13 protein-coding genes are annotated in these 16153 nt (G+C 45.5%); 5 read left to right on the top strand and 8 right to left on the bottom strand.

The annotated features are described in order from the left end of the window. The first annotated feature begins 31 nt into the window (after positions 1 to 31). On the top strand, positions 32 to 1420 hold the full coding sequence (locus FKN08_RS00685) for an MFS transporter (RefSeq protein WP_249373346.1): 1389 nt from the start codon (positions 32 to 34) through the stop codon (positions 1418 to 1420). 90 nt (positions 1421 to 1510) lie between these two features. On the opposite strand, the gene FKN08_RS00690 is transcribed toward FKN08_RS00685, so the two are convergent. Beyond that, complete coding sequence (locus tag FKN08_RS00690; protein ID WP_104970889.1) at positions 1511 to 2509, bottom strand: substrate-binding domain-containing protein; 999 nt, start codon at positions 2507 to 2509, stop codon at positions 1511 to 1513. Between the two features lie 176 nt (positions 2510 to 2685). Between FKN08_RS00690 and FKN08_RS00695 the strand changes: the two genes are divergently transcribed. Further along, entirely contained in the window at positions 2686 to 3018 is a 333-nt protein-coding gene (locus tag FKN08_RS00695) for a tRNA-binding protein (protein ID WP_170891031.1), read from the top strand. Between the two features lie 69 nt (positions 3019 to 3087). On the opposite strand, the gene FKN08_RS00700 is transcribed toward FKN08_RS00695, so the two are convergent. Continuing rightward, a complete protein-coding gene (locus tag FKN08_RS00700; protein WP_170891033.1) occupies positions 3088 to 3639 on the bottom strand; it encodes a gamma-glutamylcyclotransferase family protein in 552 nt (183 codons plus the stop codon). 184 nt (positions 3640 to 3823) lie between these two features. Here FKN08_RS00700 and FKN08_RS00705 point away from each other — a divergent pair, with 184 nt between their 5' ends. Continuing rightward, positions 3824 to 5008: an NnrS family protein gene (locus FKN08_RS00705; RefSeq protein WP_170891035.1), complete on the top strand. Its 1185-nt coding sequence runs from the start codon at positions 3824 to 3826 to the stop codon at positions 5006 to 5008. Between the two features lie 72 nt (positions 5009 to 5080). Here the strand turns inward: FKN08_RS00705 and FKN08_RS00710 are convergent, their stop codons facing one another. The 5 genes from FKN08_RS00710 to FKN08_RS00730 all read right to left on the bottom strand — a co-directional run bounded on the left by FKN08_RS00710 (position 5081) and on the right by FKN08_RS00730 (position 11436). After that, complete coding sequence (locus tag FKN08_RS00710) at positions 5081 to 6034, bottom strand: CorA family divalent cation transporter (RefSeq protein WP_012841472.1); 954 nt, start codon at positions 6032 to 6034, stop codon at positions 5081 to 5083. A gap of 283 nt (positions 6035 to 6317) precedes the next feature. Next, positions 6318 to 7877 carry a glycerol-3-phosphate dehydrogenase gene (gene glpD / locus FKN08_RS00715; protein ID WP_170891036.1) on the bottom strand — a complete coding sequence of 520 codons (1560 nt, stop codon included), beginning with the start codon at positions 7875 to 7877 and terminating at the stop codon, positions 6318 to 6320. Positions 7878 to 8053: 176 nt separating this feature from the next. Then, positions 8054 to 8845: a DeoR/GlpR family transcriptional regulator gene (locus tag FKN08_RS00720; RefSeq protein ID WP_006742414.1), complete on the bottom strand. Its 792-nt coding sequence runs from the start codon at positions 8843 to 8845 to the stop codon at positions 8054 to 8056. Positions 8846 to 9004: 159 nt separating this feature from the next. Then, positions 9005 to 10522: a glycerol kinase GlpK gene (glpK, locus tag FKN08_RS00725; RefSeq protein WP_006742415.1), complete on the bottom strand. Its 1518-nt coding sequence runs from the start codon at positions 10520 to 10522 to the stop codon at positions 9005 to 9007. Positions 10523 to 10581: 59 nt separating this feature from the next. Further along, positions 10582 to 11436 (bottom strand): MIP/aquaporin family protein, encoded by an 855-nt coding sequence (locus tag FKN08_RS00730; RefSeq protein WP_046875005.1) that lies wholly within the window; start codon positions 11434 to 11436, stop codon positions 10582 to 10584. 896 nt (positions 11437 to 12332) lie between these two features. Between FKN08_RS00730 and glpT the strand changes: the two genes are divergently transcribed. Both glpT and glpQ read left to right on the top strand, forming a co-directional pair. Beyond that, entirely contained in the window at positions 12333 to 13697 is a 1365-nt protein-coding gene (gene glpT, locus FKN08_RS00735; protein ID WP_006742417.1) for a glycerol-3-phosphate transporter, read from the top strand. Positions 13698 to 13753: 56 nt separating this feature from the next. Beyond that, entirely contained in the window at positions 13754 to 14809 is a 1056-nt protein-coding gene (glpQ, locus tag FKN08_RS00740) for a glycerophosphodiester phosphodiesterase (RefSeq protein ID WP_068864588.1), read from the top strand. Positions 14810 to 14879: 70 nt separating this feature from the next. Here glpQ and dapD read toward each other — a convergent pair whose 3' ends face one another. Then, positions 14880 to 15911, bottom strand: a complete 1032-nt coding sequence (dapD, locus tag FKN08_RS00745) for a 2,3,4,5-tetrahydropyridine-2,6-dicarboxylate N-succinyltransferase (RefSeq protein ID WP_170891038.1) — start codon at positions 15909 to 15911, stop codon at positions 14880 to 14882. Between the last annotated feature and the right edge of the window lie 242 nt (positions 15912 to 16153).

Raw genomic sequence — 16153 nt, forward strand, 5'->3', positions numbered from 1 at the left:
ATTTACAATAAAATCAATTGAGACGTGAACAATGACTACTCTACAAAACAAACTCACTAATAAGGAGCTGATGTCTTACTTCGGCTATGGGGTAGGCCAGTGCTTTAGCTTTGGTCTAGTCGGCTCTTTTATTCTTTATTTCTATACCGATATTTTGGGCATTTCTCCAATTGCGGCGAGTACGATTTTTTTGATTGCTCGTGTGTGGGATGCGGTAAACGATCCGCTCATTGCCGGATACATGGACACGTTAGACTCTCGCTTTGGTAAATTCCGCCCTTACATGCTGTTTACGCCGGTTCTGATTGTTCTGGTCACGGTGGCCGCTTTCTATAACATCGATGCTGATACATCGACAAAAGTGATGTATGCCGGTATCACTTACATTCTTTGGGGTACGCTTTACACCATTTCTGATGTGCCGTTTTGGTCTATGTCTTCTGTTATGACGGATGAACCACAAGAGCGAGCAAAAGCGGCAACTTGTGCCATGTTAGGGGTGAATGCGGGTATTGGTGCGACTTTGGTTGTGTTCCCAAAACTGAGCGCTTACTTCGCTGATGGCCGGGCAGATCAGGGTTACTTACCAGCTGTGATTGTGTTGATGATTGCGGGTTTGTTCTTCATGCTGAACGGTTTTTATAACACCAAAGAACGCATCTCGACGAAGAGCTGTGAAAAAGTCACGCTAAAACAAACCTTTCAAGCCGTTCGTAAAAACAAGCCGTTGTTTTTTATTCTGGCAGCGTTTTTCATGAATGTGTTCTTCAATCTGGTGAATGGCTTATACATTTTCTTCTTCACATACAACATGGGTGACGCAGGGTTAGTCTCTCTGATTGGTACCATCACTTTGGTAAGTGCGATTGCGTGTTTGGCTACGCCTGTGCTGACAAAGCGTTTCAAAAAACGTGACATCTTTATTGCGCTGTGTGTTTTAGAGATCATCGCTCGCATTGGGTTCTATTTTACTGGCTATGATAATCCAACGGTCGTGATGGCGTGGTTAGCGGTGATTACAGGCATCTTTATGATGACCAACCCTCTTATCTCGGCCATGATTGCAGACACAGTAGAGTACTCGTACTACCACAGTGGCAAACGTACAGCGGCGATCACGTTCTCGGGACAAACCTTTACAGGCAAACTTTCTGTTGCGGTAGCGGGCGGCTTAACGGGGGTAATCTTGACGATGATTGGCTATGTACCAAATGCGGTGCAAACGGAAACCGCGCTCAGTGGCATGTTCTTCTGTATTGCGTTGCTACCCGCATTGGGAGCTTTAGTGCGCATCTTTATTATGTCTCGCTACACATTTACCGAAGACCAACACGCGATTTTACGAGAAAAATTACAGCGTGGTGAGTTTGCGGAAGGCGTTGACGTGAAGTCTGCAAAACCGAACGAAGCCTTGAGCTAGAGTCCATATCGTCTCGACAAGTGCTCAAAGAAAAAGCCCGCTCAATAACCTGAGCGGGCTTTTCGTTTTCAAATTACAGATTATTCACCATCAACAACGCTCGACAGAGTTTCTTCGTACTAAAGTTGGGCTAAAAATAATGGTTTCGTCTTCAATTTTTTCGTCACGAGATAGCGCCAAAGCCAAACGGGCGGCGCGTTCTGCCATCATCTCGATTGGGTAGCGAATAGTAGTCAAGCTAGGGTGAACAAAGCGGGCGATTAAGCCATCATCGAACCCGACCATAGAAACCTTACTTGGTACGTCAATGCCATTTTGATCTAACGCTGCCAGTGCGCCAGCGGCCATGTAGTCGTTGTAGGCCACCACTCCAGTAATCTCCAAAGATTTGGTTAACAGGTTGGTCATCGCAACTTCGCCACCATCACTGTTGGGTTCACCGTATTCGATGTAGCTTTTGGAGAGTTCAATACCATGTTCTTTCAATGCTGCTTGGTAACCTTGCAATCGCTCATCGGTATCTTCGATATCGTGGGATGAGGCAATGCAAGCGATTTTGCGATGCCCGTGACGAATTAAATATTCTGTCGCGAGGAATGCTCCTTTGCGGTTATCAAGGGAAATACAGCGTTCAGCCAGCTCTGGGATATGACGATTGATAAGCACCATACCTTTTACTTCTTGGGCGTAGCCAATTAGCTCCTCATCAGATAAGCCTTTCGAGTGGATGACTATTGCATCGCAACGGCTGTTGATCAGTAATTCTAGGGCTTGACGCTCATCTTCTGGATTATGGTAACCGTTGCCAATCAAGATATGTTTGCCATTTTCGCGCGCGACATTATCGACGGATTTGACCAGCGTGCCGAAGAAAGGATCGGACACATCACTCACCAACACACCCATGGTATTGGTGCTTTGGCTCACCAGGGCACGAGCTGCGGCATTGGGTCTGTAACCCAATTTACTCATTGCTTTGGTGACCGACTCTACCGATGATTGACTGGCTTTTGGGGACTTGTTGATCACGCGAGAAACCGTTGCGACCGAAACACCGGCTTCTTTCGCGACATCCTTGATCGTTGCCATATAGAACCTTTAGTGGCTAAAAATTTTGACTGGAAGTATTAAACACCCATTGTGTAATAAGTTCAATTTGATAGGAGATTTGCTTTCGGAAATGAGATCTTTACCACTTGTATTTATTAAGCTTACTGATAGTGTAAACGTTATCTTTTTAGTAAAACTTTACTGAGGTTTTAATTATGGAAACTATCGCTTACTCTGATTTTGCCAAACTGGAAATTCGTACCGGAAAAATCATTGAAGTGGCTCGTCATCAAAATGCAGACAAGCTGTACATTGTGCAAATTGATATTGGTGAAAAAACACTTCAAACCGTAATCAGCTTAGTACCTTATTACACCGAGGAAGAGTTGATGGGCAAACAAGTGGTCGTGTTGTGTAATCTTGCCAAAGCCAAAATGCGCGGTGAAACCTCTGAATGTATGTTGTTATGCGCAGAAACGGATGATGAGTCCGAAAGTGTGTTGCTTACGCCAGAAAGAGCGATGCCGACTGGGGTGAGAATTGTTTAATCAGTTCACTGGTCGCTCTATTGTAAAAACAGCTCTTAGTTTAGAGCTGTTTTTATAGATGGGATTGAGCTACGAATTTTGGGCAATCAGATTATCAATCAACTCGTAATGATACTTTTGCACGCCTGCAAGGTTGCCATATTTAGGTTGGTGGCGGTCATTTTCTTTTGCGTGTTGCCAGCCAATGGTGTGACGCACAAAATGCTCTGCAAACGCATGAGATACTTCTAAGCAACCTGCTAGCACGGTATCGACATAGCTTTGCATGATTGGGCTTTTTACGCACGGTGGTAATGGCTCGTCTTTTACGTAAACCCAGATGCTATGTTCTTGGTTAAAGTTCGCGTCCGTTTCTATTTGATCTGGCTGAATTTGAATACGATGATAACCACGCTCACGGCGATCGAATTCTGCGAGAGCCTCTTCATTCACTTCGAGTAAAACGCCGTTGACCTGCCCATCGCCTTGGTTTACAACCAGAGGAGACAGAGTGTAGCTGTCATCAATTTTTCCCCAGTAGCGCACCAGTCCATGAGCAATGACGGGAATGGCTTCTCCCGTTTGTCCGGTTAACTTACGTGACGCAGAATTAATCAAACTGCCATAGCCAAATATGTACATCTTCGTTGCATCCCTTAACTGATGGTTGTGTCTCTCACCGTTTATACCTAACCCGCCTCTGAAGCACAACTTTACCTCTTAAGTATAATCTTAACTCTTAACATGTATTTTTTATGCATGTTTATGGTAGCATCAATATTGTAGTTGAGTTAACCAGCATCGAGAGACGCTTGAGGGCAAGATAATGCTGAATATCACCGATAAAAAAGTGGAAGAAAAAATCCCCGCATGGCTGCGATTAGGCTTTCGGCCGTTTTTTCTGTTTGGGTCGATTTACGCCATTGTTGCGATCGCGTTGTGGGTGTGGATGTTCCAGAGCGGACAGCCAAACGCATTAGCTGTACCGGCATTATGGTGGCACGTACATGAAATGTTGTTCGGTTTTTCGATGGCAATCGTAGTTGGCTTTGTACTGACCGCGGTACAAAACTGGACTGGCATTAATGGCACCAAGCATTACATGCTTCTGGCTTTATTTGGCTTGTGGTTAGTGCCCCGCATATTGCTTTGGACACCAGCACCGTTGTGGTTAACCAGTAGTATCGAAGCGGTATTTTTACTGTTTGTCGCCTATGAGGTGGGCATTCGTGTGTATCGAGCCAAAGGCTGGCGTAACTTGTTTTTTGTACCGCTGTTTCTTTTGGCCATCTTTGCGAACTTTGCAAGTTACGCGACGATAAAAGGCATGCCGCCGTTTAGCTCTTCTGCTGTATGGCAGGCGATGTTGTGGTGGTTTACGTTGTTACTGTCGGTCATGGGCGGGCGTGTGATTCCATTCTTTACTGCGCGTCGATTTAATTTCGAAAAAGCGCAACCACTGGCTTGGTTAGAATGGTTCGCGAACTTGCCGTTGGTAATGCTATTTGTGCTGAGCTTTTTCCCTGTGACGTTTGCAGAATTAGGCAATCCGTTGATGCTGTTTGCAGGAGTTGCTCAGTTGGTGCGTTTTGTTCGTTGGAAACCTTGGTTAACCCTGAGCGAGCCTTTAGTGTGGTCGCTGCATGCTGCGTATTTGTGTTTGCCACTAAGCTTAATTTTGCGAGGCACTTGGGGAGATGCATTTGCCAGCCATAACCTGATTCACCTGTTTGCGATAGGTGCATTAGGCGGCTTGATTTTAGCGATGATCGCACGCGTGACGATGGGACATACTGGTCGCATGATCTACAAAGGTCCGAACATGAGCCTTGCGTTTGCGGCGATTACCGCGGCAGCTTTGGTTCGCAGTTTTGCCGTGATATTTGATCCTGCCAATATGATGCTGTGGATTAATATCAGTGGCGGATTGTGGATTGTCGCATTTGGCCTGTTTGTTTGGCGCTTTGGCGTGATGCTTATTACCCCTCGCGTTGATGGTCATCCCGGATAGGGCGCTAATGTGAGTAGAGAAAGAGGAGCCGCGCGCTCCTCTTTTGATTTTTGTTCTTTATAGGATTAGCGCTTATTCGTCTTCGTCGTCCGTTTTATTCGTGAACCCCAAGCGTTTGAATAGCCACCACTCTAGAGCAAAGATGACAATTAAAGCGATACAGAACCAGGTGAACGCCATGGCGGATTCCACGCCTGGCATACCGCCAATGTTGATGCCAAGCAAACCTGTTAGGAAGCTGGTTGGCAAGAAAATAGTCGCCACCAAGGTAAATAGATAACTGTTTTTATTAGTTTTCTCGTCACGATGATGTTTGATTTCTTCTTGAAAGAGTGCGACTTCTCCAAGATAAAACTCAAGTGTTTCATTTATGCGCGTAATATTATTGTGGGCGAAGCGATATTGATGGGGCCTTAAAGCCACCAACTCGGACTCTGATTCAACGAGATCACGAATAGCATATTGCTGAGGGCGAATAAAACGTTTGATGGAAATAAGCGCTTTTTGAGTCGCCATATGCTTGTACGTCGATTCATCATTCACATCAAACTGGTTTAACGTCTCTTCAATCGTATCAAGGTAAACATCTATTTTGCTATTTAATCCTTCAATAATCTGATGAAGTAAACCAGCAAGGCTTTTCGGACCTTTGTGTTCCGCCAATGCTTGACGAATTTCCATGATGGCACGCGATGGGATCTTACGTGTTGAAATCAGTGCGCCTTGAAAATAGAGAATTCGAATACTGAGCATGTCTTCTGGTGAAGCATCGCCATTCATATTGACTCCTCGTAAAATCAACATGAAGTTCTCGTCATCCAAAGGGTGGAAAGACGGTCGGCTTTCGTCGGCTAACAGGTGATCAACAGTGGCACGTGGCACTTGGTTTTGCTCTAGCCAGCCACGAATATCGGGATGCAGCCGTTCACAATGGTACCAATGTTTGGCTTGAATCTGCTCCGCCGTTGTGGATTGCTGAGTTGCTTCTGGGGTTGAAAAATCCCAATGTTCAATCATAAAACCCATTTTCTTTTCCTTGTCTGAGCCTTTCCCCAAATAACTCGGAAAGAGCCTGTTCTTCCACTGCATTTTTTCCGGGAAGTGCATCAGTGATAACGTTCTGAACCCAGCGCCATGAAGTTATTCAGGGATAATTATTCAAATGAGTATGATTGCATTTAACGCTAAATGTCTATGAATAGTTGCTCTTATTTGTAATCAAGTGAAGCAAGCCAAAGTGTGGTGTAAAAACAGCAAAATAAAAAAGCCTGCAGCGAGGCAGGCTTTCTAGTGGGGTGGAGAGGAGCAGTTAGCCAACTTGAGAAAGATTAACCACTTTCTGTTGTAGCTTTTCTTTTAAATAGTCCGATAAAGCCTGCTTTTCTTCATCGTTCATGTACAGACCAAGTTTGGTACGACGCCACAAAATGTCTTCATCGGTCATTGCCATTTCATGGTTCATTAAGTAGTCGATCTCACGTTGGTAAACACCGCCGGTTTGCGATGAGAACGCGTGTCCAAGGTCAGCTTCGCTTGCTGTGCCTTCCATTAAGTTCCACGTTTGGGTACCAAATTGTGTTACGTAACGAAGAATCAATGCTTCTGGCGCCCAAGCGTATTTAGCATGAATTTGTTTAGCTAATTGTTCACGACTACAGCTGAAGTTACCACCTGGTAGGGTTTGATTTGCCGTCCAGTCGCTTCCCATCTCTGGTAGGAAAGGAGCCAGCTTTTTCATTGCCGCTTCACCCAGTTTACGGTAGGTCGTCAGCTTACCACCAAAGACAGAAAGCAGAGGTGCATGGTCGTATTCCGCATCGAGTTCTAGCGTGTAGTCTCGTGTGATCGCTTGCGGAGAGTCAGATTCATCGTCACATAAAGGACGAACACCGCTGTATGTCCAAACCACATCTTCGCGAGTCAACTGGTGGACAAAGTGTTGGTTTACGATGTCGATGAGGTAATCGACTTCGTCATCTGAGATCGCCACTTCGCGTGGATCACCTTTGTATTCCACATCTGTTGTACCAATGATTGAGAACTTATCTAAGTAAGGAATCATAAATACGATGCGGTTGTCTTTGTTTTGAAGAATGTAGGCTTGCGGTTCGTTGTGGATACGAGGAACAACGATGTGCGAGCCTTTGATTAAGCGAATGTTGCGAGGAGAGGCTTGCTCTAATCCATCATCAAAGAACTGTTTTACCCAAGGGCCAGCTGCGTTTACTAGTGCTTTTGCTTTGCGTTCGAAACGTTGGTCTGTCATCACGTCATGAATTGTGACATGCCAGATACCACCTTCACGGTGTGCTTTTTCTACGCGGCAGTAGTTACGTACTTCTGCATGGTTTTCACGAGCAGCCAGAACGTTAAGTAATACTAAACGCGCGTCATCAACCCAACAGTCAGAGTATTCGAAACCGGTTTTCATTTCTGGTTTTAGCAAGCCCGATTTCGCTAAGTTGACGGTTTTGCTGCCTGGCAGAGTCGTACGTTTACCCAAGTTATCGTAAAGGAACAGACCACAGCGAATCATCCAAGCTGGGCGTAGGAATGGGCGATGAGGCAAACGGAAACGCATTGGTAGGGCAACGTGAGGCGCTTTGCGAAGAATAACTTCACGTTCTGCGAGCGCTTCCGAAACCAAACGAAACTCGTAGTGTTCAAGGTAGCGTAAACCGCCGTGGATCAGTTTAGAACTTGCCGAAGAAGTAGCGGACGCGAAGTCATTTGCTTCGTATAAGCCAACACTCAAACCGCGGCCAGCTGCGTCTGCCGCAATACCAGCCCCGTTGATGCCGCCACCAATTACGATCAAGTCTAAGGTAGTGGATGAGCTAGTAGTGGAAGCATTTTTTTGTATACTCATAAATTTGACCTCTTGGTGAGCGAACGAGCATTTTAGAACATGATCTAATCCTAGCTTAGGTTTCGTTTGTGATCATCTATTATTTTCGTTTGTGAGCGTTTTGTGTGATTTAGGCACAAAAAAACCTCTGCCTAATTAAGACAGAGGTCATTTGAGAGGCAAATTAATGATTGAAACTACTCGTTTTCGAAGTTTGTCTCGTTCGCTTCAACGACTTCAAGTGGAATTGAAGCTTCTTTTAAAATCGACAAGATTTCTTCTGGTGGCTGCTTGTTGGTAAAGATCATGTTGAGCTGAGCGATATTGCCTAGCTTCACCATGGCATTGCGCCCGAACTTGGTGTGGTCGACGGCAAGAAATACACTGCGGCTGTTGTCGATGATCGCTTGTTTGACTCTTACTTCGTGGTAATCAAAGTCTAATAGCGAGCCATCAAAGTCGATACCACTGATGCCAAGAATGCCAAAGTCGAGACGGAACTGTTTAACGAAGTCGAGAGTGGCTTCTCCAACAATGCCGCCATCGCGACTTCGAACTTCACCGCCTGCTAAGATGACTTTGATCTCTGGGTTGGGGAAGAGAATGGTTGCCACGTTGATATTGTTGGTAACCACGCGTAGCTGTTTATGGTTTTTATTGAGCGCTCGCGCAACCGCTTCTGGTGTGGTGCCAATATCGATGAATAGTGTGGCACCATCTGGAATGTGTTTGACTACCTCGTCTGCAATGACATCTTTTTCATTGAAGTTGAGCGCTTTACGCGTGTTGTAAGATGTGTTTTCAGAACTGAGAGGGATGGTTGCACCACCGTGATAACGACGAATTTTGTTGTCGTCGGCGAGTTCATTAAGATCGCGTCGGATGGTTTGTGGGCTGACATTGAATCTTTCTACCAACTCATCCGTGCTGACATAGCCTTGTTTTTTCACCAACTCAACAATCTGCTGGTGTCGAGGTATTTGCTTCACTTACCACTCCCTTGTGCATTGGTAACGGCCAATGCTTCAAATTCGAAGCTCTATTGTGCTCGAATTTGCTCGTTGTGAGAAGTAAGCGAGTTCAGGAATCGGGGATAAAGCGCAAAAAGAGCGCACAAATGGCGCTCTTTTTTTCTTATGGAGATGAGATTAATCTTCTTCGTCGTGAAGTTCAGACCATGTTTGTGCACATTTCACTGCGCGTTTCCAACCCTTGTAACGACGATTGCGCTTTTCTTCATCATCGTGCGGCTCAAACGTGCGATCAAGCACCGCTTTATTCTGCAACTCGTCAATGCTGTCCCAGTAACCCACGGCAAGACCTGCAAGGTAGGCTGCACCAAGAGCGGTAACCTCTGTTACTTGAGGGCGGTGTACTTCTGTATTCAATACATCTGATTGGAACTGCATTAGGAAGTTGTTCGCTACCGCACCGCCATCGACGCGAAGATTCGCAAGTTTAATACCTGAGTCGGCTTGCATCGCATCCAGTACGTCACGAGTTTGGTAAGCGATGCCTTCCAAAGTCGCACGGATAATGTGGTTTGAGTTCACGCCGCGAGTAAGGCCGACAATCGTGCCACGTGCGTAGGCATCCCAGTATGGTGCGCCTAAACCAGTAAAGGCAGGCACGACATAAACGCCGTTTGAGGTATCCACTTTGGTTGCGAAGTATTCAGAGTCTTCTGCACCGTTTAGGATTTTCAATTCATCACGTAGCCATTGGATAGAAGCACCACCCATGAATACGGCACCTTCAAGTGCATAAGCAGGCTCACCTTTAGGACCACAAGCCAAAGTTGTCAGTAGGCCGTGCGTCGAAGTGACTTTTTCTTGGCCCGTATTCATTAGCAAGAAACAACCCGTGCCGTAAGTGTTTTTCGCCTGACCCGCTTCAACACACATTTGGCCGTAAAGCGCAGCTTGTTGGTCACCAGCAATACCAGAAATAGGAATACGAGTACCGCCTTTACCACCAATGTTGGTCTTACCGTAAACTTCCGATGAACGTTTTACTTCTGGCATCATAGATGCTGGGATACCAAGCTCATCTAACATTTTCTGATCCCAACATAGATCGTTGATGTTAAATAGCATGGTACGCGATGCGTTAGTGTAGTCGGTCACGTGAACGCGGCCTTGAGTCATCTTCCAAACTAACCAAGTATCGACGGTACCGAACAACAGCTTGCCTGCTTCTGCGTCTTCGCGCGCGCCTTCAACGTTGTCCAGAATCCATTTCACTTTAGTGCCAGAGAAGTAAGGGTCAAGCACCAAACCTGTGTTGTCACGTACGTAGTTTTCTAGACCACGCGCTTTTAAATCTTCACAGATGTCAGCAGTACGGCGACATTGCCATACGATCGCATTGTAAACGGGTTTGCCTGTTTCTTTATTCCAGACGATAGTAGTTTCACGCTGGTTAGTAATACCGATAGCCGCCAATTGGTCGCTACGGATGCCAGACTTAGCTAGAGCTTCTACCAACGTAGAGCTTTGTGTTGCCCAGATTTCCATTGGGTCATGTTCTACCCAACCTGCCTCTGGATAAATCTGAGTAAATTCGCGCTGTGCGACGCTTACGATGTTCGCGTCATGATCAAGAATTACTGCGCGAGAGCTTGTCGTACCTTGGTCTAGGGCAACAATGTATTTTTGCTCAGTCATGGTAAGAATCCTTTTGTTTCGTTATTTATATTTTAGTAAATGTTCGAGTTGCGTCAGTTTTAAGCTCTAGCTTCTTCTGTTTCTTCTTCCGTCTCACATTGGTTTGGAATTGTACAGCCGTGGCCTTGTTGTGGAAGGTAAGCCGCAATCGCTTTTGGATACAACCAACCACCAAAACACGCACCTGCAATCGGAGCAAGTAAAGGCACGATAAAGTAAGGAATGTCTTTAGCACCTGTCAGAGCGTAATCCCAGCCTGCGAAGTAAGCGAACAGTTTCGGTCCAAAGTCGCGCGCAGGGTTCATCGCGAAGCCAGTTAGTGGACCAAGAGAACCACCGATCACGGCAATCAAAATACCGATTAACAGCGGGTTCATTGCACCTCGTGCAGCGCCGTTATTTTCATCGCCCAAAGCCAAAATCGCAAACATCAGCACAGCAGTGATAACGAATTCCACAGCAAAAGCGCCAAAGAAAGAGAGAGAAGCATGTGGATAGGTTGAGAAGATACCAGCGGTTGCTAGTGCATCTTGGCTACTGCGGACGAAGTTATGTGCGATTTCGTAGTCGGTGAAAAGGTTGCTGTATAAGCTGTAAACCAACGCAGCAGAGCAGAATGCGCCAAGCATTTGGGCGATGATGTATGGCACCACTTTCGCCTTATCAAAACCATGGAACATAGCGAGTGCGATGGTTACCGCTGGGTTGATGTGCGCGCCTGAAACGCCGGCTGTACAGTAAATAGCGATGGCGACACCTAGGCCCCATACAATACTGATTTCCCATTGTCCAAATGATGCGCCTGTTAGAACTAAGGCTGCGACACAGCCTACGCCGAAGAAGATAAGTAGTCCTGTACCGATAAACTCGGCCAAACATTCTCCGAGCAGAGAGGGGTGTTTGTTCGTTGTCATGTTAAAAGTCCTTTGATCATTTTTGCCTGTCTAGCACGATACTATTGTGCACATATAAACGTTTGCGAAAACAAACGCGCGTTAAAAATGAGCGTTTGAGCATAAAATTGTTAATCAAAGTCTTCGTTTTTGTTAAATGGCGCATCTTTTAATCGAAAAAGAAAACAACGAAAAGAATTTCTTTGCTACGAAGTGTGTTTGGGAAGCGCTCAAATTACCGATGTGAAAAAGAATGCACAACTGGTAAGAGGAGTTTTGTGAAGCTGCTACGTGCTTGGGGATTTATTACTCAGATTTTGCGTAGTAATTAACCCTAAAGAGGTAAGGTGAGGTCAAGTACATCAAGGACTAGCGGTGATATAAGAAAATGCGTTGCAATGTTTATATCTCGAGAGGAACTTGTTATCCAAATTAGTGTTAATTATGAAAATGGAGAGGAAAATAAACGCGGTTTATGTCTTGTGTTCGTGAATCACTGTCTAGGTTTGAGTTCAGATAACATTAGTTTTGTTATTTCGTTTGATACTAAGCGCGAACATTTTTCATCTTTTTAGTTATTTAGTGGTTTCGCGTAACAAGGATGGATGTGAAACACCCTTTTTACGGTTAATTTGTGTTCTTATTCGAGCCTTTGTTTCATTGGTTTCGAATTGGAATGCTCAAATGAGAGGTTGAAACATCAGTTTCATATTAACTAATTATGAGTAAAGTTGAACGATGGTCTAATTAATGTGCTCTAATTTACTGTATTTACTTATATTTAATTCATGTGCAACATTTGTCACAGAAATAAAATCCTAACTCAATACAATTCATGAACTTTCGAACGAATATTTTTTTGTTTCGTTCGCTCCTTTTGTGTTTTTTACCATCGCATACAAAATAATGAGGTTCCTATGTTTGGAATATTCAAACCTAAGGCGCACATTGATCGTCTGTCCCCAGGCAGTATCGATAGCACCTACTCTCGCCTCCGTTGGCAACTCTTTATCGGTATATTTGTTGGCTACGCCGGTTACTATTTGGTTCGTAAAAACTTCAGTTTGGCGATGCCTTATCTTATCGAGCAAGGCTTTAGCCGCGGTGACTTAGGTGTCGCGCTGGCAGCTGTTTCCATTGCATATGGTCTCTCTAAATTTCTAATGGGCAGCGTATCTGACCGTTCCAACCCTCGCTATTTCCTTAGTGGCGGCCTGTTGATGTCTGCATTGGTTATGTTTTGCTTTGGCTTTATGCCATGGGCGACTGGCAGCGTCACTGCGATGTTCATTTTGCTTTTCTTGAACGGTTGGTTCCAAGGCATGGGGTGGCCCGCATGTGGACGAACCATGGTGCACTGGTGGTCACGTAAAGAGCGTGGTGAGATCGTTTCGGTTTGGAACGTGGCACACAACGTGGGTGGCGGTTTGATTGGTCCACTATTTATTCTTGGCCTGTGGGCATTTAACGATGATTGGCGCACTGCATTTTATGTTCCTGCATTTTTCGCCACGTTGGTTGCTGTGTTTGTTTGGATGACGGTTCGCGATACGCCTCAATCTTGTGGTTTGCCACCGATCGAAGAATATAAAGACGATTATCCTGATGACTATGACAAGTCGCACGAACAAGAAATGACAGCCAAGGAAATCTTCTTTAAGTATGTATTCAACAACAAGCTCCTTTGGTCGATTGCAATTGCAAACGCATTTGTTTACCTAATTCGCTACGGCGTACTGGACTGGGCACCTGTTTACCTAAAAGAAGCGAAGGATTTCTCGGTAGATAAATCGTCATGGGCTTACTTCTTATACGAATGGGCCGGCATTCCAGGCACGTTATTGTGTGGTTGGATTTCAGACAAACTGTTTAAAGGTCGTCGCGCACCTGCTGGCATCTTATTTATGGTGCTAGTGACCGTTGCAGTGATGGTTTACTGGTTTAACCCTGCTGGTAACCCAATGGTGGACATGATGGCACTGATTGCAATTGGCTTCCTAATCTATGGTCCGGTTATGCTGATTGGCTTGTACGCACTTGAACTCGCTCCGAAGAAAGCCGCTGGTACTGCTGCTGGTCTTACTGGTTTATTTGGATACTTAGGTGGGGCAGTTGCCGCAAACGCGATTCTGGGCTACACGGTAGACCACTTTGGGTGGGATGGTGGCTTTATCATCTTAGTTGGTTCTTGTATTACTTCTATTGTGTGTTTGATGTACGCCTTCTTAGGTGAGCGTGCGCACCACGAGCAAAAAGAGCGCGAAAAGGAAGCGCTAGCGTAATATTTATTTAAAGAGGCAGTGGAATACTGCCTCTTCGCTTTATCAAGGAAATAACAATGAAAACAAAGTCAGTATGTCTTACTTTTTTAGCACTTAGCCTCTCAGCTGGTGCGATTGCGAAACCGCTTGTAATTGCACACCGTGGCGCATCGGGTTACTTGCCTGAGCACACGCTAGAAGCCAAAGCGCTTGCTTACGCAATGAAACCTGACTACATAGAGCAAGATGTGGTAATGACGAAAGACGACCAGTTGGTCGTATTGCATGACCATTACTTGGATCGCGTAACGGATGTTGCGGAGCGTTTTCCTGATCGTGCACGCAAAGACGGCCGTTATTACGCGATTGATTTCACTCTGGCTGAAATCAAATCCTTGCGAGTAACTGAAGGCTTTAATATCGATGATAAAGGTAATAAAGTCGCTGGTTATCCGACACGATTCCCTATGTGGAAATCGGATTTTACCGTTCCTACCTTTGCTGAAGAGATTGAGTTGATCCAAGGACTTAACAAGACGTTGGGTTACGACATCGGTATTTACCCAGAAATTAAAGCGCCTTGGTTCCATCGTCATGAAGGTAAGGACATTTCTAAAGCGGTGCTTAAAGTCTTGAAGCAGTACGGTTACGACTCGCAAGACGACAAAGTTTACCTGCAGTGTTTTGATGCGAACGAACTGCAACGCATTAACAGTGAGTTGATGCCCGCAATGGACATGGATTTAAAGCTCGTTCAGCTCATGGCTTACACCGATTGGAACGAAACTATGGTGTACAAAGGCGATACAGCAACGCCATACAGCTATGATTGGATGTTCGAAGCCGACGGCATGAAGAAAGTGGCGAGTTACGCCGAAGGTATTGGACCTTGGAAGCCGATGCTGGTGGATGATAAGTCAACCAAAGACAATATCATCATCAAGCCGTTGATGAAGGCTGCAAAAGACGCTGGCTTGCAAGTGCATCCATACACGTTCCGTGCCGATCCAGGACGCATTCCAGCGTACACGGACAGTTTTGAAGGCATGATGGATGTGTACTACAACCAAGTGAAGGTGGATGGTTTGTTTACTGACTTCCCAGATAAAGCGGTCAGCTTTTTAAATCAGTAATCACGCATTTTGCTGTAAGCTAAAAAATCCCCCAACAGTTTCCTGCTGGGGGATTTTTCTTAACTATTTATTAGTTGTTTTTATGCAATTCGCTGTTCAGTTCAACCGCGCTCTTGTTTGCAAGACACTCGATTTGACCTGTTACAGAGTTACGACGGAACAGTAGGTCAGAAACACCAGCAAGATCGCGAGCCTTAACCACTTCGACTTCTTGACCTTCAGAATCTAGCATGCGTACTTTAGAACCAGCAGTCACGTACAAACCTGACTCGATCGTACAACGGTCACCCATTGGGAAACCAAGGCCAGCGTTCGCGCCTAGTAGTGAGTTTTCACCAATAGAAACCACAACTTTACCGCCGCCAGATAGCGTACCCATGATCGATGCACCGCCACCGATGTCAGAGCCGTTACCAACAACCACACCCGCAGAGATACGACCTTCAACCATACTCACGCCAGTAGTACCCGCGTTGAAGTTGATGAAGCCTTCGTGCATAACAGTTGTGCCTTCGCCAACGTGTGCACCAAGACGTACGCGAGAAGTGTCTGCGATACGAACGCCAGTTGGAACCACGTAGTCCACCATTTTAGGGAACTTGTCTACGCAATCTACGCTTAGCGTACGGCCAGCTAGGCGAGCTTCGATTTGACGCTCAGCCAGCTCAGGTAGGTCGATTGGGCCTTCGTTTGTCCATGCGATGTTGTGCAACAGACCGAAGATACCATCCAGTACTGTGCCGTGTGGCTTAACTAGACGGTTAGAGATAAGTTGAAGTTTTAGGAAGCCTTCAGCAACAGATTGTGGCTGTTCATCCGTAGCTAGAATAACCAGTACAAGCGGCTGTGCTGATTCTGCTGCTTTGGTTGCGAAAGATGCGTTTGCTGCATCGCCGTTTGCTTCGAAAGCCGCCGCAAGTTCTGCGCTTTGTGCTGCAGAGATCTCGATAGCTTGGTTGCCTTGTTCGTAACCTGTTACTGCTGCTAGTGCGTTAACAAGCTCTTCATTTGGGTTAAGAACTGGGTTTGGAAAAAACGCTTCAATGATTTTGCCATCGCGGTTTTTAGTCGCTGTACCAAAGGCTAGAGAAAAGAAAGCCATAGTTGATCTCCATGTGTTGAGTCTTGTGTCTCGTCTGTTCACTGACAAGAAATAATTAAGTTGTCAGCCATCATAATGAGAGTGCTAGGGAGTTTAAAGAGGGGAAATAGATAAAGTCTGTAGATGGATACCTTTTGTCTTTTGGGAGATATGTCTGTCTGATGAGAAATGTGGTTGTGAGGTGGTCAATTAGCAGGTGTTTGTTGAAATGAAAGAAGGCGATTTGTCGTATCTGTGCTCGA

This window comes from Vibrio sp. 1-2 (7-a) (assembly GCF_013048515.1).
GTDB classification, from domain to species: domain Bacteria; phylum Pseudomonadota; class Gammaproteobacteria; order Enterobacterales; family Vibrionaceae; genus Vibrio; species Vibrio diabolicus.